Genomic DNA, 20934 nt, shown 5'->3' with positions numbered 1-20934 from the left:
CCCCATCACGGAGGCACCGATGAAACGCACCGCCACCACCATCCTGGCCACCGCCGCCCTGCTCCTCGCCGCCACCGGCTGCGGCGGGGACGGCTCCGCCGGCAAGACCGGCGCCGACGGCAGCAAACAGGTCACCCTCACCCTCAACTGGGTGCCCTACGGCGAGCACGCGCCGTTCTACTACGGCCTGCAGAAGGGCTACTACTCCGCCGAGGGCATCGACCTGAAGATCCTGCCCGGCAACGGCTCGGGCAACACGGTCAAGCAGGTCGCCCAGAAGCAGACCGACTTCGGCTGGGCGGACAGCCCGGTGCTGCTCAAGTCGGTGGCCAGTGGGATGCCCGTGCGCAGCCTCGGCGCGTACCTGGAGAAGGGCCCGTCCTCGGTGGAGTTCTTCACCGAGGAGAACATCAAGACCCCGGCCGACCTCAAGGGCAAGACCGTCGGCGGCACGCCCGGCGACGCTCTCTACGCGACCTTCCCGGCCTGGCTGGAGAAGAACGGCGTCAAGAAGGACGAGGTCAAGGTCGTCAACGTCGACGCCGCCGGCAAGATCGCCGCCCTGGCCGAGGGCAAGGTCGACGCCATCATGGGCTTCTTCCACGACCAGGCACCGACCATCGAGAGCAAGACCGGCAAGAAGGTCGACGTGCTGCTCTTCGCCGACTACGGCATGAACCTGCTCGGCACCGGCCTGATCGCCAACACCCAGACCCTGCAGAAGGACCCGGAGCTGGCCCGCAAGTTCGTCCGGGCCACCCAGAAGTCCTGGGCCGACGCCGCACGCGACCCGGCCGGAGCGGTCGGCGCGATGGTCGCCCTCGCCGAGAACGAGCCCGCCCCCGAGGTGCTCACCAAGCAGCTCACCCTCAACCTGCCGCTGCTCGGCGCCGAGGGTCCGCCCGGAGTGAACACCGAGGCCCAGTGGACCGAGACCATCGACCTGATGTCCCGCTACGCGGAGCTGAAGGACCCGGGGGCGCCCAACGCGTACTGGGACTCCTCGTACGCGGCGCAGGGGTGACGCCGTGAGCACCGCGCCGGCAGCCACCGGCACCGCCATCGGGATGACCGGGGTGACCGTACGGTTCACCTCCCGACGGTCGCAGACCACCGCGCTGGACGACGTGTCACTGGACATCGAGCCCGGGGAGTTCGTGACGATCGTCGGTCCGTCCGGCTGCGGCAAGTCCACCCTGCTGAAGATCGTCGCGGGGTTGGTCAAGCCGACCAGCGGCGCGGTGTCGCTGTTGCGGCGCCCGGTACGCGGCCCGCAGAAGGAGATCGGTTTCGTCTTCCAGAAGGCCGCGCTGCTGGAGTGGCGTGGCGCCCGGGCCAACATTCTGCTCCAGGCCGAGATGCGCGGCATGGACCGGGCCCAGGCGTCCCGTCGGGCCGACGAGCTGATCGAGATGACCGGCCTGACCGGCTTCGAGAAGGCCCTGCCGCACGAGTTGTCCGGCGGCATGCAGCAGCGGGTGGCGCTCTGCCGTGCGTTGCTGCACTCCCCACCGGTGCTGCTGATGGACGAGCCGTTCGGTGCCCTGGACGCGTTGACCCGCGAGCAGATGAACGCCGAACTGCACCGGATCTGGCGGGAGACCGACACCACGGTCGTGCTGGTCACCCACTCCATCGCCGAGGCGGTCTTCCTCGGCACGAGGGTCGTGGTGATGAGCGCCCGGCCCGGCCGGATCATCCGCACCTTTCCGGTCGAGCTGCCGGCGCACCGCGACTACGCGCAGGTGATGTCGGATCCCCGCTTCGACCGCCTCGCCACCGACCTGCGTGGGTTGCTCGGCAGCGCGGCCGCCAACCACTGAGCGCGGATCGGCACGACCAGCACGACGGAAGGAACACCATGACCCGCAGGTCGATCGGCATCATCGTCAACGGAGTGACCGGAAGGATGGGCTACCGCCAGCACCTCGTCCGCTCGCTGCTGGCCATCCGCGAATCCGGCGGCGTGGCGCTGGCCGACGGCACGACCATCTGGCCGGAGCCAGTCCTGGTCGGGCGCAACGAGACGAAGCTCCGGGAGCTCGCCGAGCGGCACGGACTGACCGACTGGACCACCGACCTGACCTCGGCGCTGGCCCGCGACGACGTCGAGATCTACTTCGACGCCCAGGTGACCCAGCAGCGGGAGAAGGCGATCCGACAGGCCATCGAGGCCGGCAAGCACATCTACACGGAGAAGCCACTGGCCGAGGACACCGCTGCCGCGCTCGACCTGGCCCGGGCGGCGGACGCGGCCGGCGTACGCACCGGTGTCGTGCAGGACAAGCTCTTCCTGCCCGGCCTGCGCAAGCTCAAGCGCCTCATCGACGGCGGCTTCTTCGGCCGGATCCTCTCGGTGCGCGGTGAGTTCGGCTACTGGGTTTTCGAGGGCGACTGGCAGCCCGCTCAGCGCCCGTCGTGGAACTACCGGACCGAGGACGGCGGCGGCATCGTGGTCGACATGTTCCCGCACTGGCACTACGTGCTGGAGGAGCTGTTCGGCCGGGTCACCGCCGTGTCCTGCGTGACCGCCACCCACGTGCCCCAACGGGTCGACGAGACCGGTCAGGTCTACCAGGCGACCGCCGACGACGCCGCGTACGGGATCTTCGAACTCGACGGCGGCATCATCGCGCAGATCAATTCGTCCTGGGCCGTGCGGGTGTACCGCGACGAGCTGGTGGAGTTCCAGGTCGACGGCACCGAGGGCAGCGCCATCGCCGGCCTGCGCAACTGTCGGGTGCAGCACCGGGCGGTCACCCCGAAGCCGGTGTGGAACCCGGACCTGCCGGCCACCGAGGACTTCCGGGCCCAGTGGGCCGAGGTGCCCGACAACGAGGAGTTCGACAACGGTTTCAAGGTGCAGTGGGAGGCGTACCTGCGGCACGTCGTGGCCGGTGAGCCGTTCCGGTGGGACTTCCTGGCCGGCGCGCGCGGCGTGCAGCTCGCCGAGCTGGGGCTGCGTTCCGCCCGCGAGGGTGGTCGCATCGAGGTGCCGGAGCTGCGCTCATGACCGCCGAGGTGGTGTTGCCGGGTGGGCGACGGCACCGGCTGGCCGGGGGGAGCGGCTTCGCCCGCCCGGCCGTGCCGGCGACCAGCCGGATCGCGTACGCGGCCGCGCACGTGGTCGCCGACCCGACCGCGGAGAACGTGCCGGGCGCCCCGGCGACGGTGGACTGGGACACCACCCTCGCCTTCCGGCGGCACCTGTGGTCGTACGGGCTGGGGGTCGCCGAGGCGATGGACACCGCCCAGCGGGGGATGGGGTTGGACTACCCGGCGACCCGGGAGCTGATCGGCCGCAGCGCGGCCGAGGCCCGCGCGGTCGGTGGGCGGATCGTCGCCGGGGTCGGCACCGATCAGCTGCCGGTCGGCCCGGCCACCCTGGCGGCGGTCACCGCCGCGTACGCCGAGCAGCTCGACGACGTACGCGCGGCCGGCGCCCGACCGGTGCTGATGTGCAGCCGACACCTGGCCGCCGCGGCGCGCGGCCCGGAGGACTACCTCCGGGTGTACGACGAGCTGCTGAGCGCCGCCGACGAGCCGGTGGTGCTGCACTGGCTGGGCCCGATGTTCGACCCGGCGTTGACCGGCTACTGGGGTGCGGTCGACCTCGACCTGGCCGCCGACACGGTCGTCGAGCTGATCAAGGCACGCCAGTCGAAGGTGGACGGCATCAAGGTGTCGCTGCTCGACGCCGGCCGCGAGGTCGCGCTGCGCCGCAGACTGCCCGCCGGGGTACGCCTCTACACCGGTGACGACTTCCACTACCCGGACCTGATCCGGGGCGACGAGGTGGGGCACTCCGACGCGCTGCTCGGGGTGTTCGCGGCCATCGCACCGGCCGCCGCCGCCGCGCTGGCCGCCCTGGACCGGGGCGACCTGGCGGCGTACGACGAGATCTTCGCGCCGACCGTGCCGCTGGCCCGGCACCTGTTCGCGGCCCCGACCTGGCACTACAAGACGGGGATCGTCTTCCTGGCCTGGCTTGCCGGGCACCAGGACCACTTCACCATGGTCGGCGGCGCGCAGTCCGGCCGGTCCCCGGAACATCTGGCGACCCTGCTCACCCTGGCCGACGCGGCGGGGCTGTTGCCGGACGCCGACCTGGCCGCCTCCCGCGCCCGAGCGCTGTTCACGGTGGCGGGGGTGGAGCAGTGAGCCTGGAGCGGTTTTCGTTCAACCAGGCGACCGCCCAGCGGTGGCGGCTGCCCGACGTGGTGGCCGGCTGCGTGGCCGCCGGGGTGCCGGGCATCGGGCTGTGGCGGGAGCCGGTCGCCGACCATGGGCTGGCCCGGTCCGCGAAGCTGGTCCGCGACGCCGGTCTCACCGTCACCTCGCTGTGCCGTGGCGGCTTCTTCTCCGCCGACGACTGGCGCGCGCAGAACCTGCGAGCCATCGAGGAGGCCGCCACGCTGGGCGCCCCGGAGCTGGTGCTGGTGTCCGGCGGGCTGCCGCCGGGCAGCAGGGACATCGACGGCGCCCGGCAGCGGGTCGCGGACGCGATCGGTGAGCTGGCCCCGCACGCCGAGGCCGCCGGCGTACGCCTGGCGATCGAGCCGCTGCACCCGATGTTCGCCGCCGACCGCTGCGTGATCGCCAGCCTCGGTCAGGCCCTGGACATCGCCGAGCGGTTCGACCCGACGGTGGTCGGCGTGGTCGTGGACGCGTACCACGTCTGGTGGGACGACACGGTGTACGCGCAGATCGCGCGGGCGGGTTCCCGGATCGCCGCGTTCCAGGTCTGCGACTGGGTGACACCGCTGCCGGAGGGGGTGCTGCTCGGCCGGGCGCTGCCCGGCGATGGGTGCATCGAGCTGCGCCGGCTGCGCGAGGCGGTCGACGCGGCCGGCTACGGCGGCCCGATCGAGGTGGAGGTCTTCTCCGCCGAGGTGTGGGCGCGGCCGGGCGTGGAGGTGCTGGACGCGGCGATAGCCGGCTACCTGCGCCACGTTGTCTGAGACTGCCGAGCGGCGCTGGCCGGCGGCGGTCGGCGCGTGGTTGGGCATCGGCACCGCGCCCGCCACGCTGGTGCTCGGCGCGGCGATGGCGGCCCGGCACGGTGGCGCGGTGCCGTTCGCCGGGCTGCTGGTCGGCAGCCGTGCTCTGGCGGCGGCGAGCCGCGACGTAGCGGCCGGCAAAATGGTGGCCACTCCTGGCGCAGGACGGATGTCGACCTCCGGGCTGGCGACCCGTCCGCCCTACTCGGTTCGCGGATCCGGAGCGCGCGAGCCGTACGCCGGGCCGAACACCACCAGCAGCGCCAGGTCCTCGGTCACCTCGTCGAACCGGTGCTCCTCGCCAGCCGGCACGAAGATCACCGACCCCGGGCCCACCTCGGCGGCGCCGTCCGGGGTCACGATCCGGGCCCGCCCCGCGGTGACCACGTAGATCTCGTCCTCGGTGTGCGGGCTCTGGTCGTCGAGACCGCCCGCCGGGATGCAGTACGTTCCGACCGACAGGTCCGGCACTCTCAGCTGTTCGACCCAGTCGTTGGCGGCCCCGGCGGGTGCGGTCCACCGGCCCGCGCCATCGATGATCAGCATGGCGGAAGCCTAGTACGGCAACGACATGCGGTGTGTAAGGCGGCCCGCGGCGGCCTGACCGATGCCCTGTCGCGGGCAGTGGTGCGGCTGAGGTTTGTGATCTTATACGCACCAGCGATCCGTAACACCGCGCAAACCATTGTTTAACCGTCTCGCACTTAGGTGGGGGAGCGCTCCCATAGGCGGGTCGCGATTGATCAGAACAGCTCCACAAGGGAGCACGTGAGAGGAGTCTCGTGGCTACCAGCACGAGCGGGAACAGGCTGCGAAGATCAGCGATACCGACGCTGGTCCTCGCCGTGATCGCCGGCACGACCGGCGTCGCGGGCTCGGCATCAGCGGCCCCGACAGGGCCATCGGGCAGCGGCAAGAGCACCACCGGCTACTTCACCGCCGGGTCCGACAAGAGGGTCACCCTGACCGACGGCGCCGATCGCCGACCCGACGGCCGCAACGACGCCGGCCAGCGGACCACAGTGGACGCCGCCGGTTCGGGCATGTACGTCGTGGAACTGGTCGAGGAGCCCCTGACCTCGTACGCCGGTGGCGTGTCCGGCCTGGCGCGAACCCGTCCGGACGCAGGCCACCGGCTGGACGTCACGTCGGCACCGGCACGGGCCTACCGCGGGCACCTCGACGCACAGCGCAGCGCCGTCGCTGCCGCCGCCGGGATTCAGGTCAACGCCGCGTACGCCACCGCCTTCAACGGGTTCTCGGCCAAGCTGACCGCCCAGCAGGTGGCCACGTTGCGGGCGGACAAGCGCGTCCGCGCGGTCACCGCCTCGCGGGCCCTCGGCACCAGGACGCCGCCGCCCACCGCGCCGTCGACCGCGCCGAGCCCCGGCGCTCCGGCCGCCGCCCCGGCCGCGCCGGACCAACCCCCGGCGGGGGGTCCTGCCGGCAAACCGGTCAAACCCGGCCCCGGCACCGGTACGGGAATGGTGATCGGCGTTCTGGACACCGGCATATGGCCGGAGAGCGCGTCGTTCGCCAAGAGGATGCCCGCCCCCGCGACCTGGCGTGGCACCTGCCAGACCGGCGTGGCCTTCGTGGCCGAGCACTGCAACGGCAAGATCGTCGGTGCCCGCTACTTCGCCGACACGTGGCTCGCCGGCGGCGGCTCGGTGCCCGAGGGTGAGGTGTTGTCTCCCCGCGACATGTCCGGGCACGGCACGCACACCGCGTCCACGGCGGCCGGCCTTCGAGTCTCGGACGTCACCATCGACGGCCGGCGCTTCGGTCCCGTCTCCGGGGTGGCGCCGGACGCCCAGATCGCCGTCTACAAGGTGCTCTGGGGCGGCATGGGCTTCGACGCCGACATCATCGCCGGCATCGACGCGGCCGTCGCCGACGGCGTGCAGGTCCTGAACTTCTCGATCGGTTCCGACCTCGGCGACTGGGAGGCCAACACTCCCATCGGCATCGCCTTCCTCAACGCCACGCTGGCCGGAGTCTTCGTGGCGGCTTCGGCCGGCAACACCGGCATCGTGAGCGGGGCGATCAGCAACGCGGCACCGTGGGTGACCACGGTCGGCGCCGCGGTGACGAACCTCGACGAGGCGACCGTCAAGCTGGGCGACGGCACAAAACTGGTGGGCGGCTCGCTGGACGCACTGCCCGGTGGCGACTCACGGCCGATGGTCTTCGGTGAGCAGGCCGGATCATCGGACCTGGGTGCGGTCTACTGCGAACCGGGCAGCCTCGACGCCGCCAAGATCAAGGGCAAGGTGGTCGCCTGCGCGCTGTCCGACACGTTCGGATCCGCCGCCGAGATCAAGGCCAAGGGCGGCGCGGGGATGGTGGTCTTCGACCCGGTCGGCAACTACCGGATCAACTCGATCTTCAACTTCCCGGTCGTCTACCTGCCGACCGAGAAGCAGGCCGGCACGCTGTTCAACTACCTGATGCGCCACCCGACCGACGCGCGGGTGTCCCTGCGCACTGGCGGTGACGGCTCCAGCGTCCCCGGCGTGCCCAGCGTCGCGGACTTCTCCTCCACCGGCCCGGACAAGGTGACCCTCGGTGTCCTGAAGCCGGACCTGGTCGCGCCCGGTTCGGACATCATCGCCGCGGTCTCCCCGGCGGGCAACTTCGGACGGCAGTACGACGCGTACTCGGGTACCTCGATGGCCTCGCCGTACGTGGCCGGAGCGGCGGCGGTTCTGCGTGCCGCGCATCCGAACTGGTCACCCGGAGCGGTCGCCTCGGCGCTGCGGACCACCGCCACCGACACGGTCGGCACCAGCAGTCCCCTCGACCAGGGCAGCGGGTTCATCAACCTCGCCGGGGCCACCGATCCCGGTCTGGTCATCGAGCCGACCGCGGCGGACCTGGTCGCCTTCAGCGAGACGGCCGTGCCGGACGGCAAGGAGCTCAACCTGCCGGCCATCTCGTTGCGCGAGTACGACGGGACCCGCCCGGTGACACTCACCCGCACCCTGACCAACGTGGGCAAGGCGCGGGAGACCTACCGCTCGTCGGTGTCCGGGCTGAACGGCATGAAGGTCACCGTGACGCCGGCATCGGTGACGCTGGCGCCCGGCAGGTCCGCGACCGTGACCATCACGCTGCGTCGGGGCAGCGCGCCCTGGGACCGGTACGTGACCGGGTCGATCGGTTGGCGCGGCAAGGCCCACAGCGCCCGGATCCCGGTCGCCGCCCGGCCGTGGGGAATCATGCCCCGACCGTACGGTGACGACGGGGAGGAATTCGGCCGGATGACCAGCGGGGCGTCCGGCTCGATCCAGCCGGGCTTCACCGGACCGCTCGCCGGTCGCAGCACCGGGTACACGCCGATGCAGCGCACGTCGTACTCGATGCCGGCCGGTGTCTACGGCGGCGTGTTCGATCCGGGTGCCACCGGAGTGAAGAAGTTCGACTTCACCGTGCCGGGAAACACCGCCGGGATCATGGTCGAGACCAACACCGACGACCCGAACACGAACCTGGACCTCTACCTGTACAAGGGCGACACCCTGATCTACAGCAGTGACAGGTTCTGGACCAGCACGGAGCAGGCGTACAAGTTCCTGCCCGAGCCGGGGCGCTACACCGCGTACGTGTTCGCACAGTTCCCCGGCGGTCCGGTCGTCGACTTCCAGTTCGGTCACGCCATCGTCGGCCGAAACGCGAAGTATCCGGGCGCCACGCTGACGCTTCCCTCCACGGCGGAACGTGGTGCGACGCAAGGGTTCACGCTGAAGCCGAACAAGCCGCTGCCCGAGGGCGACTTCTGGGCGTACACCGAGTACAGCACCGGCGGCACGGTCATCCCTGGCAATCTCGTCTACACCCAGCAGAGTTCCTGGCAGTAACCCGTAGTGGACCGTGGGGCGGTGCCGAGCGCACCGCCCCACGCTCTTGCTGACCCACCCGCTCAGGTGGTGACGTACACCGGCGGGCCACAGCTGGCAATCTTCGACAGTTTCCGTTCAAGCGAAACGGAAACTGTCCAAGATCTACCCCTGCGCGGCCGCGCTGTACGTCTCGGCGGCCGAGCGGTGGAGGACGGGGGCCACCCCGTCCGCCACCGCTCGATCATCAGTTGACCGTGATGGTCAGGTTGAGCGAGCGGGTCTCCCCGCTGGTGTAGGTGGTCGTCACCCGGGCGGTGAAGGTCCCCTTGCGGGGGTAGCTGTGGGCGGTCGACCGCAGCGTCGCCCCGTGCGTGATGGCGCTGTTGTCACCGAAGTCCCACGCGTAGTCGGTGATGCTCTGCCCGGACGGCGCTGTCGCGGTGGCGGTCAGCGTGGTGGTCAGCGGCGCGGTGCCGCTGGCCGGGTTGGCCGCGAGGGAGAGCATCCCGCCCGGTTCCTGTTTGACCCCGGCCCCGTTGAACCGCAGCCAGTCCAGCGACAGCAGATCCGGGGTGCCGCCGACCTGGGCGGCGTTGACGAACTTCGCGTACAGGGTGGTGGTGCCGGCTGGTTTGTTGGTGAGGGTGACAGTGGGCGACACCAGGTTGTCCCATCCGCCGGTGGAGCCGATGGTGGCAGCGCCGATCAGGGTGCCGGTGGGGGAGCCGGTCCGCAGCTCGATGGTGCCGCCGAGCCCGCCGTTGGTCACCCCGAGCGTCACGGAGCCGACGTTGCGCAGGTCCACCGGCCCGTACGCCACCCAGTCGTTGTGGTCGACCTCGCCGAGCCGCTTGCCGGCGCGGGCGGTCGCCCGGTCGTTCACGATGATCCCGGACTGGGCGGTGAAGTGCTCGGCCTCCTTGCTCTTGGGCTGCAACTGGGCCCGGGTCGAGCCGGTCAGTGCCGGTACGCCGCCGGCCGCGCCGCCGTCGGTGTACTGCGCGGTGACCACGGTGTAGAGGTTCTGCCCCGGCCCGTGCCCGTCACCGGCGTTGGCCTCGGTGGCGAGCAGCCCCGAGCAGCCGGTGTAGACGTCCAGCGGATGGGCGTGCGAGTCGTGGCCGAGCTGCGTCTGCACGGTGACCTTGGAGCAGTCGATGGTGGTCTCCTCCGGGTCGGTGACCGTCACCGTGTACGGGATCTTGTCGCCGAAGTCGAAGAAGCCCCCGTCGGGCACGGTGATGGTCACCGTGGGTCGGGTATTGCCGACCACCACCTCGGTGACCGCGGTGGCGGTCAACCCGTTGCCGCTGTTGCGGACGGTCAGCCGGGCGGTGTGCTTGCCGACTGTCGAGTAGGTGTGGCTCGGATTGGCCGCGGTGGAGTCGGTGCTGCCGTCGTTGGTGAAGTCCCAGGCGTAGCTGAGCGCCGAACCGTCACCGGCGGACGACCCGGCCGAGGAGAACGTCACCGCGAGTGGGGTGCGTCCGCTGTCCGGGTTGGCGGCGATCTTCACGGCCGGTGGCCGCCCGTTGGCGACGTAGTCGATGCGGTAGATGCCCGCGCCGGCGTTGCTGCCGCCGCGCCCGCTGCCGGTGCCCTCGCCGAAGTCGATGACGTAGAGCGAGCCGTCCGGGCCGAACTCCGCCTCGAAGGGCTGGATCCAGCTCATGTTGCCGAAGATCCCGTTGATCGACTGGAGGTCACCCACGGCGGTGGGGCCGAAGCGCGCGTTGCTGAAGGTCTGCGCCGTCTTGTGGATCGAGAGCGTCTTGAACCATTTGCGGGTCAGCTCATAGGTGATCCACTTGCCCTCGAAGTACTCGGGGAACTTCGTGGTGCGGGTGTTGGCCGGGTCGTAGTCGTAGACCGGGCCGCTCATCGGCCCGCCGCCGCCGGTGCCCACCTCGGGGAACTGGGTGGAGGCCGAGTACGCGTACCAGACCAGCGCGGACTTCGACGCCGGCAGAGTGGTCAGGCCGGTGTTGTTGGGCGAGTTGTTGACGGGCGCGGCGCAGTTGAACTTCGCCCCGGAGGTGCTGGTGGCGAAGTTGTAGTCGTTGAACGGAATGTTGTTGCCGACGCAGTACGGCCAGCCGTAGTTGCCGGCAGCGGTGATCCGGTTGAACTCGACAGTCCCCTCCGGTCCGCGGTTGGGGTCGGCGGCGCGGGCGTCCGGACCGTAGTCGGCCACCAGCACCGCGTTGGTCTGCGGTTCGACGGTGATCCGGAACGGGTTGCGCATGCCCATCGCGTAGATCTCCGGGCGGGTCCTCGCGGTGCCGGCCGGGAAGAGGTTGCCGCTCGGCACTGTGTACGTACCGTCGGCCTGTGGGGTGATCCGCAGGATCTTGCCGCGCAGGTCGTTGGTGTTGCCGGCGGTGCCCTGGGCGTCCCATGCGGCGCGGCCGGCCCGCTCGTCGACGGGCGTGTAGCCGCTGGAGGCGAACGGGTCGGTGTTGTCGCCGATCGCGGCGTAGAGCCGACCGGCCGCGTCCATGGCCAGCGAACCGCCCATGTGCGAGTTGGCCCGGCCCTCACCCCGGTAGGTGGGGATGGTCAGCAGGCGTTTCTCCGAGGAGAGCGCGACGCTGTTGTTGGCGACCGTGAACCGGGACAGGTTGAGTTGTTTGAGGGTCTTGTCCGACCAGAGCAGGTAGAGCCAGCCGTTGCTGGCGAAGTTGCGGTCCAGAGTCATCCCGAGCAGCCCGTCGGACTGGTCGGTCATCGCCGAGGTGTAGGCGAAGTCCAGCAGAGTGGTGACCTGGAGGGTGTCGGAGTTGACCACCTTCAGCGCGCCGGTGCGCTGGATGTAGTAGACCTTCCGGTCCGGGGCGACGGCCAGCTCGAACGGGTCGGCCAGGTTCTCGGTGACCAGCCCCACCCGTTCGAAGTTGCTGGTCCTGGTGGCCGAGCAGTCACCGGCGACAGCGCCGGCCGCCCACTCGATGCCGTAGCGCAGGTGCTCCAGGAACGTCGCGCTGCTGAACTGGGAGCTGGCGTGCCCGCCGGCGGTGAACCAGGACCGGCCGCCGTCGTAGCGCTGACACCAGGAGTACGCGTGGTCGACGCCCTCGTCCAGCCCGTTGATCCCGTCGCGCACCTTGATCTGCGCGAGGGTGTGCACGTTGCCGGTCGGGTTGGTCCGCCAGTTGTACCACTCCTCGCTCTGCTCCCAGAGCTCCGGCAGGTTGCGGGTGGAGGGGTGCGCCCGGTCGAGCACCTTCACCCGGCCGGGGAAGGTGCCGCCGGTGGAGGAGAAGTCGGGGTGGTAGTCGAAGATCGTGCCGACCAGGCCCTCGTACCAGGGCCAGTCGCGCTCGCTCGCCGAGGCGGCGTGCAGGCCGGCCCAGCCGCCGCCGTTGCGGATGAACGTCTGCAACGCGGCCCTCTGGCTGGCATTGAGCAGGTCGCCCGAGGTCGGGAGCGAATTGGTGTTGTTGAAGACCAGGGCGTCGAACGTGGCGAGGTTGGCGTCGGTGAACGCGGCGGCGTCGGTGGTGGCGACGACCTCGAAGTTGTGGGTGGTGCCGAGCTGCTGGATCGCGGCGATGCCGGCCGGGATCGAGTCGTGGTAGAAGTTGGTGATCTTGGAGAAGACCAGCACCCGGAACCGGGGGGCTGCTTCGGCGGGCAGGGCGGTGGTGGTGCTCACCACGGTGGCGATGGCGAGCAGGACGAGGCAGAACGCGCGCAGGTGTCGGGGCATGGGGGGCGCTCCCTGTCGGACGGTGAGAGTCGGAAAGCGCTTTCTTGCTGCCCGCATCACGGTACTGACAGCCAGTGACGACCGTCAATAGCGTACTGGTAAGCGGTTTCCTGCGGTGTCGCCGCTGTGGCTGCGGGCCCGGACAGGCCCCGCGCTCCCAGTCCTGGTCGACGCCTCGATCTACGGCGCGGTGGCCCGCAAACCCTGAGCGGCGTGTTCCGTCGTGTGCCGGAGAGGCGACCCCGGGCCTTGGTAAGTGGACCTCGGCCCGGGGCTGTCTCGGACCTCAGCCACAACCAGGTGATCTCCGCGCCCGTGGTGAACAGCCGGCGGGTGATCTCGGCGGTGATCGCGCCCGCCAGTCCCCGACGGCGGTAGGGCGCGCGAACGGCGATGCCGGCGACCTGCCGCAGCTGACTTGAGCTTGTCACCTCGATTACCGCCGCCGTCCGGGCGCCCGGTTCGAGAGCGACGATCATCGATCCGCTATCTTGCCGGCGTGGAGATCCAGGTGCTGGAGGGTGCGCTCGTTGAGGTGCCGGCGGCCGATGTCAGCGGCATGGACCGGCGTGCGTTCGGCGAGTTCGTGGGGCCGCGTGGAGAGCTCGCCTCGTACGCGTTCGGCTGGACCACCGGCTCGGACCCGCACGTCGCCCGCCTGTCCATCGGGATCGGTGCCGGCAATCCTGGCGGTGGCACGTTCCATGCCGTCATCTTCGCCAACCAGGACGGTCACGCGTTCTCGCTCGTCGACGAGCCGTTCGAGCGGGTCCCGCAGGGCGGCCCGGACCTGACCGCCGACCAGTCGCGCGCCCACGAGGACCTGCCGTTCGTCTGGTGGGTCACCGACCAGGTCATGCAGCGCGATCGGCGAGCCTGGTGGATGCGGCACTGGCTACTGGGCACCATCTGTATCCAGACCCCTGAGGTCTTCGAACGCGACGAGCCTGTTCTGTTCGTCAGTCACGACTCGGACGACGGAGTGTGGCAGCTGATCGGAGCCTCCGACGCGAGCGGCAGCAACGGCAAGGTCGGGCACCTGCACCATGCCGTCGAGGAGGACCCCAGCCTGATCGACGTTCTTGACCTCCCGCCCGGGCGCAGCGTTGTGCGCGCCGGCGTCGGAGAACCCTGGACCGGAGACGTCTGACCTCAATCGAGGCATCTGTCGCACGCCGACACGGTGGTGGTTTCGGCCGGGCTCCGACAACTGGACCTGGGGTTTCCCGCCAGCGCGTCGAATTCCGTCGCCCTGCTCTCACCCCGAGAAGGAGCGCACGTGCACGTCAGTCTGGCGACGAGCGCCGGTCGGGCCGGTCGGCCGAACGAGGACTTCGTCGGCGCAGTTCCCGGCGCTGTCGTCCTGCTCGACGGTGCCGGCATCCCGGGGGCCGAATCGCTCTGCTTCCACGGGGTCGCCTGGTACACCCGCCGCCTCGGCGGAGCGCTGCTCGGCCACCTGTCGCGCGACGACGGGCAGGACCTCACGGCTGTCCTTGCCACCGCCATCGGCGAGACGGCCGCCGAGCACGGCGACACCTGCGACATCGGGGACCCGCGCAGCCCGCAGGCCACCGTCGCCGTGGTGCGCGCGTACCGGGGCCGCCTTGACTATCTGCTGCTCGCGGACTCGTTCCTCATCCTCGACCCGGCCCACGGCGGCCCTCAGGTGATCACCGACGACCGTGAGGTCACCGCCCGACGTGACTGCTCGACGCCCCTGGACGGCATTGCACCGGGAACCGTGGAGTACGACCGCATCCGCGACTCCTGTGCAGAGGCGCTGCGGGCCCGCCGAAACCAGGTCGGCGGCTACTGGATCGCCAAGGACGACCCGCGCGCGGCCCGGGAGGCGGTGACCGGCAGCCGGTCCCTCGCCGACCTGAACGGTGCCGTGCTGCTGAGCAACGGTGCCAGCCGCATCGTCAGCCCGTACGGCCTCACCGACTGGCCGGGCGTCCTGGAACTGCTCGCCGCCGACGGCCCATCCGGTGTCATCCGCCGCGTCCGACAGGCCGAATCCGACGGCCTCGGTGCCGCCGCCGCTCAGGTCCCGGACGACGCCACGGTGGGCTACTGCACGCACCTGCCGTGATGCCTGGGGTCCGCTGATGTCTCGCGGCCTACGGCTGCGTGGACGGGGGCACCGTCCCCAGCGCCCGTAGCGCAGTGGAGGACACCGCGGCCAGTTCGGGCAGCGCGGGCAGAAATACCGTGGGGACGCCCAGCGACTGGTTCATCGCGGCGAGCTGACACTCGGCCTGGAGGTCGGTGGTGTTGCGCACGCCGCGGACGATCACTCCCACGTCATGGCTACGGCAGTAGGCGGAGGTCAACCCACTCCAGGCCACAACGGTGACGGAGGTCCACTCGACCGGCAGGATGGCCCGAACGGCGGCTGCTCGCTCCTCCTCGTTGATCCTCGGATGCTTGGTGCTGTTGACCGAGACGAGCACGACCACCTCGTCGAACAGGCCGCGTGCCCGGTTCACCACGTTCGCATGCCCGGGAGTGAAGGGATCAAAGCTGCCGGGGTAGACGGCGCGCACGCGCACGCGTGTCATCGATGTCACGGCCGCAGGACCCGCTGCGCGTCGCGGATGACCGGCTCGGAGGCCAGGGGGGCCCAGGAGGCGAAGAGGTCGCGGAAGTAGGTGCCGTGCCGGTCCGCGACCACAGGATCCTGCTCAATGACGTCCAGCTCGTTGACGATGCTCAGGTCCACGAGAGACCGAAGTTGAGCCGCGTCCGGCGTCCGCACCTGATGGACGAAGCGGTCGAACACCTGGCCGGTCTGTGCCAGCTTTCGCCAGCTGCGTTCACGGTCGCAGGCGCCGTACAGATAGACAAGCTCTTCCGCGTCGGCGCCGACGAGATCCCGCAGCACCGCGCGATCGGCGCGATCGAGCAGGGCGAGGTCGAACCCGTCGGTGCCGTAGACGGCGTGGGTGAGGCCCGCGACCTGCACGTCACTGCCGCAGCCGAGCACGGCGAGTCGTTCGCTGACCCGACACAGGTGGGCGTACAGGTTGCCACCGGGATGGGCGATCTGCTCCGCTCCGCGCCGGCGGAGCCAGGCCCGCGCGCCTTCGTCGGTGCTCATGGCCCGACTGTAGGTATCGGCCGTCGGCTTCGCTGGCCCCTGGGTGTGGGCGATATGTCACAGCGCCCCGGCCAGCACACCGGCGGTTGGGTGTCCGCCAGGCCCAGAGGTGGTTGGGGGAACTATCGTTCGGACGTGCACATCCGATTTGACGTCCCCGCCGATCCCGCCTACCCGGGCCGGGTGGCCGCTGCGCTCGCCAGTGTTCGGCTGCGCAGGTTCAGCTACATCGGCGCGGCGCTGGCGGCGGTCGGAGCGATCGGTCTGGCACTGTCGCGGGGGTTCTCGTGGGGCGAGCAGATCTCGCCGCTGTGGGTGACGCTGATCGTGGGTGGCGTGCTGTCGATGCTCTACTGGCCCTGGGTGCGGTTGCGCGCCCGACGCCGTTCCAGTGGCTACGCCGTCGAGGGCGCCTACGACATCACCGATGACAACATCATGATGCGTAGCGGCTCGGAGTCCGGCGGCATCGCCTGGGACGGGGTCGCCCAGGTCAGGGACACTCCGGACTTCTGGATCGTGTACGTCGACCGGATGCCGGCCACCGTGATCCCACGCTGGTTGATGTCCGCCGAGGACGCCGAGACGTTGCGAGCCCATATGGCCGAGCGAGGCCTGCTTCAACGTCGGTGAACTGCCGTCGGGATCGCCGGTGTGTGGACGGCGCAGGGTCCGGCGGCGTCAGCCCAGCGGCACCTGCCTGGGTCGATCGCCACTCCCGGTGGCGCCGACACCCTCGGGCGCGTTGATCGGAGCCGCGATGATCCGGCTGGGCACCACCGGCGCGTCCCGCCCCGTGCCCCGTCGGCCGTCGCCGCCGGAGGACTCCTCGTGGTAGTCCTGCTCGACGTTGACCGACCAGACGTCATGCGTACTGCCGGTGGCGATGTTCTCGGCCGTGAGCATCGCGGTCAACATCGAGTGGTCCTGGTTGTTGTAGCGGTGCATGCCGTTGCGGCCCACCGGGTGCACGTTCGGCACCGCCTCGGCCAGCCAGGCACGGATCACGTCCACGTTGTGCTGGTAGCGCTCGTCGTACACCGGGTAGGCCTTCGGCATGCGCACGACGTAGCCGGCCTCCACCACACCGGGTCGGACCAACCCCAACCGCTCCAGCTCCGCGGTGGCGAGGGCCACGAGGTCGGCATCCGGGGTACGCCACATGTCGTCGTCCTCGAACACGAAGTACTCCAGGCCCAGGCAGGTGCGCCCGTCCTTCACGAGGTGCGGCGACCAGGAGCCGAAGTTCTGGATCCGGCCCACCCGTACTCCCGGGTCGTGCACGTAGATCCAGTTGTCGGGGAACGAGAACTCCGCCGGCACCACCAACGCGACCGTCAGGAAGTCGCGGTAGCGCAGGTCGGCGGCGCAGGCCAGCACCTCCGGCGGTGCCGGCGGACGCAGCGCGGCCACCAGCTCCGAGATCGGCATCGACGAGATCACATCGTCGGCCGGTTGGGTACGCTGCCCGCCCGCGCCGTCGACCGTCACGCTGATCGCCCGCCGCCGCTTCGGGTCGCGGTGCACGGCGGTCACCCAGGTGCCGGTCGACAGTTGTCCGCCACGCGTGCGGACCTGCTCAGCGCAGCGTTCCCACATCATCCCCGGCCCGTACTTCGGGTACTGGAACTCCTCGATCAGGCTGGTCACGTCCGTGCGCCGGCGGCTGGGCAGCAGCGCGTTGCGGATCGCCGTGGCCAGTGACAGGTTCTTGATCCGCTGCGCGGCCCAGTCGGCCTGCAACCGGTCGGCCGGCATTCCCCAGACCTTCTCGGTGTACGTCTTGAAGAAGATCGAGTACAGCCGCCAGCCGAACCGGGCCGACACCCAGCCCTCGAAGTGCGACTGATCTTTTGGTGGGCGCAGGCGGGCCCGGGCGTACGAGCCGAGGCAGCGGGCCGCCTCGGGCAGCCCCAGGTTGCGCAGGGCATTCATGGCGCTGAGCGGGTAGTTGAACAGCGCGCCCCGGTAGAAGATCCGGCTCATCCGGGGTCGGGTCAGGAAGTCCTCGTCGGGCAGGATCTCGTGCCAGAACGCCTCCACCCGGGGCACCTTCGTGAAGAACCGGTGCCCGCCGATGTCGAACCGCCACCCGTCGCGCTCCACGGTCCGGCTGATCCCGCCGACCACCTCGTCCGCCTCGAAAACCTGCACCGGCAGACCGTGTCGCAGCAGCTCGTACGCCGCCGTGAGCCCTGCCGGCCCCGCACCGATGATCACCGTGCCGTGCTGCTCGCTCATGCTGCCGCGCTCCCTGCCCACCGTCATGGTTGAGGCGCGGCGCGTACCCGTTCTACGCCGAATGTCACCCTTGATGATGGTTCGTTTCCGCTTCGGTGCGGCGCGCGGCGGCGTACAACGGGAAGGGCGACACCCGCGCGGCGGCGGGCGGACCGACGGACCGGGGGAGCGGGGGCGGATGCACCGGTGGCGGAGCGGCGCGGCGGCGCTGGCCGCCCGCACGGCCACGGCAGGCCGCAGCGGGACGCGCCTGGCCCGTCCGGTGCCGGAGCCCTGGCCGTACGTCATCGGTCTGTTCCTCGGCGCGAAGGTGCTGCTGACCCTGCTCGGGCTGCTGGCCCTGCACGCCTGGGACGGCATTCCCGGGGCGCCACCGCCGGACGAGGCGCTGATGTGGGCGCAACAACGGGAGATCTCCGGGCACCGGTGGATCTCCTTCTGGTTCGCCTGGGACGCCCTGCTCTACCTGCGGCTGAGCGAGCTGCCGCTGACCGGGCCGTGGCGGGACTTCGGGTTCCCGCTGCTCTACCCGTTCCTGGCCCGACCCCTCGGCGCGGTGCTCGGCGGCGACAACGCGCTGGCCCTGCTGGTGATCAGCAACGTGGCGTTCCTGCTGGCGCTCTTTTACGGCTACCGGCTGGCCGAACTGCTGCTCGGCGACGCGGACGCGGCCCGCCGGTTCACCCGGTACCTCGTGCTGCTGCCGACCGCGTTCCTGTTCCAGGCGGCGCTGACCGAGTCGCTGTTCGTCTGTCTCGCGCTGGCCGCGTTCTACTACGCCGAGCGGCGCCGCTGGTTGCTGGTCGGCGTGCTCGGCTATTTCCTGGCGATGAGCCGCTCCGTCGGCCTGCTCGTGGCGCTGCCGTTGGCCCTGGTGCTGCTCCGCCAGCACGACTGGCGGCTCGGCCCGCGCGCCCTGCTCGGTTACCTGCGGATCGGCTGGCCGTTGCTGCTGCTGCCCGCGGGGTGGTTCACCTTCATGGCGTACTGCCGGTGGCGCGGCGGGGACTGGTTCGCCTACCAGCACGCCCAGGAGACCGGCTGGGGAATCAGGGTGCAGAACCCGGTGCCGGTGCTGCTGCACGGGCTGGCCGGGGAGCCGCGTGACGCCGCCCGGGTCTGGTTCGCCGTGGCCGTGCTGGTCGTGCTGGCCGCCGGGTTCCGCCGTCGGGAACTGCCCTACCTGGTGTACGGCGTACTCATGGTGCTGGTGCCCCTGTCGATGGGCCCGGCGGTGTACAAGAGCCTGCTGCGCTACCTGCTCGCCGCCTTCCCGGTGGCTCTGGTGCTGGCCCGCTGGGCGCGCCGCGCCAGCGTCGACGTGTGGCTGACCGCGACGCTCGCCGTCGTGCAGGGCGCGCTGTTCGTGCTCTGGCTCAGCTACTGGACCCACATGATCATCTGATTGGGGCGGCCGTCGGCCGGGCAGGATGAGGGGATGACCGAGCCACGGGTGCGCCTCGACGACCTGGGCGCGTGGCTGATCAAGGGCAACGCCGACCTGGTCGACCTCACCGCCCGGTTCGCCGCCGAGCCACTGGTGACGAGCTGGTGCGTACGCCCCGGCTACCGGGCGCGGCTCATGCGCGCCGGGCAGCCGGTGGTCTTCTGGGCCAGCGGCAGCCGTGCCCGACTCCCGTACGGGGTGTGGGGTGTCGGACGGGTCACCGGGACGGCCGAGCCAGGCACTGTGGGGCAGCCCTGGTCGGTGCCACTGGACCTGCCCATCCTCGCCGCCGGCGACCGGGTGCCCCGCCTGGTGTTGCGCGCCGATGACCGACTCGCCGACCTGGAGGTGTTCCGTCAGCCGCAGGCAGCCAACCCCTCCTACCTGACCGTGGCCCAGTTCGCCGCCCTGCGTACCCATCTGCCGGAGTGAGCGGCCCCGGCCCGCAGCCGACCTGCGGCCCTGTGCGAGTCTGCTACCCGTCGTTGCCAGCGCACCTTCGGGGAGGCCCGGTGTTCGCCCTGCCGCTGACCGAGGAGGTCGAGCTGCGCCCGCTGGACCCCTGGCTTGCCGAGGAGTTCCTCGCCAACCTCGACCGGGCCCGGGAGCACATCCAGCCCTGGGTGTCGCCCACCTTCGTGGCCACCGACCTGCCGTCGGCCCGTGCGGTGTTGCAGCGATACGCCGACCGGTGGGCCAGCGACAGCGGCGGCATCTGGGGGCTGTGGTGGCGCGGCACGCTGGTCGGCGGGGTCATGCTCGTGTCGTTCGACGTGACCCGGGGTGTCTGCGAGGTCGGCTGCTGGGTGGAGCCGGCAGCCGAGGGAAGGGGCATGGTCGCGCCGGCGGTCCGCCGGATCGTGGACTGGGCGGTGCGCGAGCGCGGCATCCAGCGGGTGGAGTGGCGGACCAACGCCGACAACACCCGCAGCAAGGCACTCGCCCGTCGACTCGGCCTGCGCCTGGACGGCACGCTGCGCCAGGTCAGCCCCGGCCCGCACGGGCGAATCGACCTCGAAGTCTGGTCGGTGCTGGCCGACGAGTGGCTGGCCTGGGCGAGCGAAGCGCCGAGCAGCGTCCACTGACGACGGATTTCTGTCGTACCCGGGCGACACCATGCATCCATGGCCGTCCCCGCGCTCACCCCTCATCCCGACCCGCCGCGTTCCGTGCCGCTGCGTGAGGCGCGCACCCGGTTCAGTCAGCTCGTCGCGCTGGCTGAGCTGACCGACGCGGTCACCGTCGTCACCCGCGACGGCGATCCCCGCCCGGTCGCCGCGATCGTCCCCGCCTCGGCCGCCCGCAGCGCCGCGCAGGCCCGCGCCGACGCCGACCGGCTCGCCACGGTCACCGCCGGCTGGGCCCGGCGCCTCGACGAGCAGCACCGACGCAGCAGCCAGCGGCACGCCGCCGAGCTGAGTGCGGTCCGCGCGGCGCTGGCCGAGGTGTGGGCCGAGCTGGATCGCCGGGTCGTCCCCGCCAGCGACCCGACGCTGGCCCGGCTGCGCGCCGCACACAACGACCTGCTCGCCGACTGACCGCCTCCGCGCCGCCCGGTTGGCGGCGGGCAGTTCGGCGTCTCCGGCCATCGG

18 protein-coding genes are annotated in these 20934 nt (G+C 70.8%); 13 read left to right on the top strand and 5 right to left on the bottom strand.

All coding sequences use genetic code 11. The features are described 5' to 3' along the window. Positions 1 to 19: 19 nt before the first annotated feature. The 5 genes from HNR22_RS05670 to HNR22_RS05650 are packed head-to-tail and all read left to right on the top strand — an operon-like array spanning position 20 to position 4961. Positions 20 to 1024 (top strand): ABC transporter substrate-binding protein, encoded by a 1005-nt coding sequence (locus HNR22_RS05670; RefSeq protein WP_179779405.1) that lies wholly within the window; start codon positions 20 to 22, stop codon positions 1022 to 1024. Between the two features lie 43 nt (positions 1025 to 1067). Next, positions 1068 to 1823 carry an ABC transporter ATP-binding protein gene (locus tag HNR22_RS05665; protein WP_218907271.1) on the top strand — a complete coding sequence of 252 codons (756 nt, stop codon included), beginning with the start codon at positions 1068 to 1070 and terminating at the stop codon, positions 1821 to 1823. Between the two features lie 38 nt (positions 1824 to 1861). Beyond that, the gene (locus HNR22_RS05660; RefSeq protein WP_179779403.1) at positions 1862 to 3013 is read left to right on the top strand and encodes a Gfo/Idh/MocA family protein; all 1152 of its coding nucleotides are present in this window, start codon (positions 1862 to 1864) and stop codon (positions 3011 to 3013) included. Beyond that, entirely contained in the window at positions 3010 to 4161 is a 1152-nt protein-coding gene (locus HNR22_RS05655; protein ID WP_179779402.1) for a dihydrodipicolinate synthase family protein, read from the top strand. The genes HNR22_RS05660 and HNR22_RS05655 overlap by 4 nt, the downstream gene beginning before the upstream one ends. A 2-nt stretch (positions 4162 to 4163) precedes the next feature. Beyond that, positions 4164 to 4961: a sugar phosphate isomerase/epimerase family protein gene (locus tag HNR22_RS05650; RefSeq protein ID WP_218907270.1), complete on the top strand. Its 798-nt coding sequence runs from the start codon at positions 4164 to 4166 to the stop codon at positions 4959 to 4961. A gap of 240 nt (positions 4962 to 5201) precedes the next feature. Here HNR22_RS05650 and HNR22_RS05645 read toward each other — a convergent pair whose 3' ends face one another. Continuing rightward, positions 5202 to 5546, bottom strand: a complete 345-nt coding sequence (locus HNR22_RS05645) for a cupin domain-containing protein (RefSeq protein WP_179779400.1) — start codon at positions 5544 to 5546, stop codon at positions 5202 to 5204. Between the two features lie 236 nt (positions 5547 to 5782). On the opposite strand from HNR22_RS05645, the gene HNR22_RS31595 reads away from it, so the two are divergent. Next, positions 5783 to 8860 carry a S8 family serine peptidase gene (locus HNR22_RS31595; protein ID WP_179779399.1) on the top strand — a complete coding sequence of 1026 codons (3078 nt, stop codon included), beginning with the start codon at positions 5783 to 5785 and terminating at the stop codon, positions 8858 to 8860. Positions 8861 to 9086: 226 nt separating this feature from the next. Here the strand turns inward: HNR22_RS31595 and HNR22_RS05635 are convergent, their stop codons facing one another. Next, a complete protein-coding gene (locus HNR22_RS05635) occupies positions 9087 to 12551 on the bottom strand; it encodes a ThuA domain-containing protein (protein ID WP_179779398.1) in 3465 nt (1154 codons plus the stop codon). Positions 12552 to 13050: 499 nt separating this feature from the next. Here HNR22_RS05635 and HNR22_RS05630 point away from each other — a divergent pair, with 499 nt between their 5' ends. Both HNR22_RS05630 and HNR22_RS05625 read left to right on the top strand, forming a co-directional pair. After that, the gene (locus HNR22_RS05630; protein ID WP_179779397.1) at positions 13051 to 13701 is read left to right on the top strand and encodes a hypothetical protein; all 651 of its coding nucleotides are present in this window, start codon (positions 13051 to 13053) and stop codon (positions 13699 to 13701) included. A gap of 129 nt (positions 13702 to 13830) precedes the next feature. Next, positions 13831 to 14646 (top strand): hypothetical protein, encoded by an 816-nt coding sequence (locus HNR22_RS05625; RefSeq protein WP_179779396.1) that lies wholly within the window; start codon positions 13831 to 13833, stop codon positions 14644 to 14646. 28 nt (positions 14647 to 14674) lie between these two features. Here HNR22_RS05625 and coaD read toward each other — a convergent pair whose 3' ends face one another. Together coaD and HNR22_RS05615 are read right to left on the bottom strand one after the other, a co-directional pair. Beyond that, entirely contained in the window at positions 14675 to 15115 is a 441-nt protein-coding gene (gene coaD / locus HNR22_RS05620) for a pantetheine-phosphate adenylyltransferase (RefSeq protein WP_179779395.1), read from the bottom strand. Between the two features lie 5 nt (positions 15116 to 15120). Then, the gene (locus HNR22_RS05615; protein WP_179779394.1) at positions 15121 to 15654 is read right to left on the bottom strand and encodes a DUF6817 domain-containing protein; all 534 of its coding nucleotides are present in this window, start codon (positions 15652 to 15654) and stop codon (positions 15121 to 15123) included. Between the two features lie 135 nt (positions 15655 to 15789). Between HNR22_RS05615 and HNR22_RS05610 the strand changes: the two genes are divergently transcribed. Continuing rightward, a complete protein-coding gene (locus HNR22_RS05610) occupies positions 15790 to 16287 on the top strand; it encodes a YcxB family protein (protein ID WP_179779393.1) in 498 nt (165 codons plus the stop codon). A gap of 48 nt (positions 16288 to 16335) precedes the next feature. On the opposite strand, the gene HNR22_RS05605 is transcribed toward HNR22_RS05610, so the two are convergent. Next, a complete protein-coding gene (locus HNR22_RS05605; RefSeq protein WP_179779392.1) occupies positions 16336 to 17895 on the bottom strand; it encodes an NAD(P)/FAD-dependent oxidoreductase in 1560 nt (519 codons plus the stop codon). A 178-nt stretch (positions 17896 to 18073) separates the two neighbouring features. On the opposite strand from HNR22_RS05605, the gene HNR22_RS05600 reads away from it, so the two are divergent. The 4 genes from HNR22_RS05600 (at position 18074) to HNR22_RS05585 (ending at position 20880) form a co-directional block, all read left to right on the top strand. Next, positions 18074 to 19300 carry a hypothetical protein gene (locus HNR22_RS05600; RefSeq protein WP_179779391.1) on the top strand — a complete coding sequence of 409 codons (1227 nt, stop codon included), beginning with the start codon at positions 18074 to 18076 and terminating at the stop codon, positions 19298 to 19300. Positions 19301 to 19333: 33 nt separating this feature from the next. Next, positions 19334 to 19774 carry an EVE domain-containing protein gene (locus HNR22_RS05595; RefSeq protein ID WP_179779390.1) on the top strand — a complete coding sequence of 147 codons (441 nt, stop codon included), beginning with the start codon at positions 19334 to 19336 and terminating at the stop codon, positions 19772 to 19774. 80 nt (positions 19775 to 19854) lie between these two features. Continuing rightward, entirely contained in the window at positions 19855 to 20427 is a 573-nt protein-coding gene (locus tag HNR22_RS05590; protein ID WP_179779389.1) for a GNAT family N-acetyltransferase, read from the top strand. A 39-nt stretch (positions 20428 to 20466) separates the two neighbouring features. Further along, a complete protein-coding gene (locus HNR22_RS05585; RefSeq protein ID WP_179779388.1) occupies positions 20467 to 20880 on the top strand; it encodes a type II toxin-antitoxin system Phd/YefM family antitoxin in 414 nt (137 codons plus the stop codon). The last annotated feature ends 54 nt before the right edge of the window (positions 20881 to 20934 follow it).

Origin of the sequence: Micromonospora jinlongensis (assembly GCF_013410645.1) — a bacterium.
GTDB lineage: Bacteria > Actinomycetota > Actinomycetes > Mycobacteriales > Micromonosporaceae > Micromonospora > Micromonospora zamorensis.
This window is presented reverse-complemented; position numbering and strand designations above follow the sequence as displayed.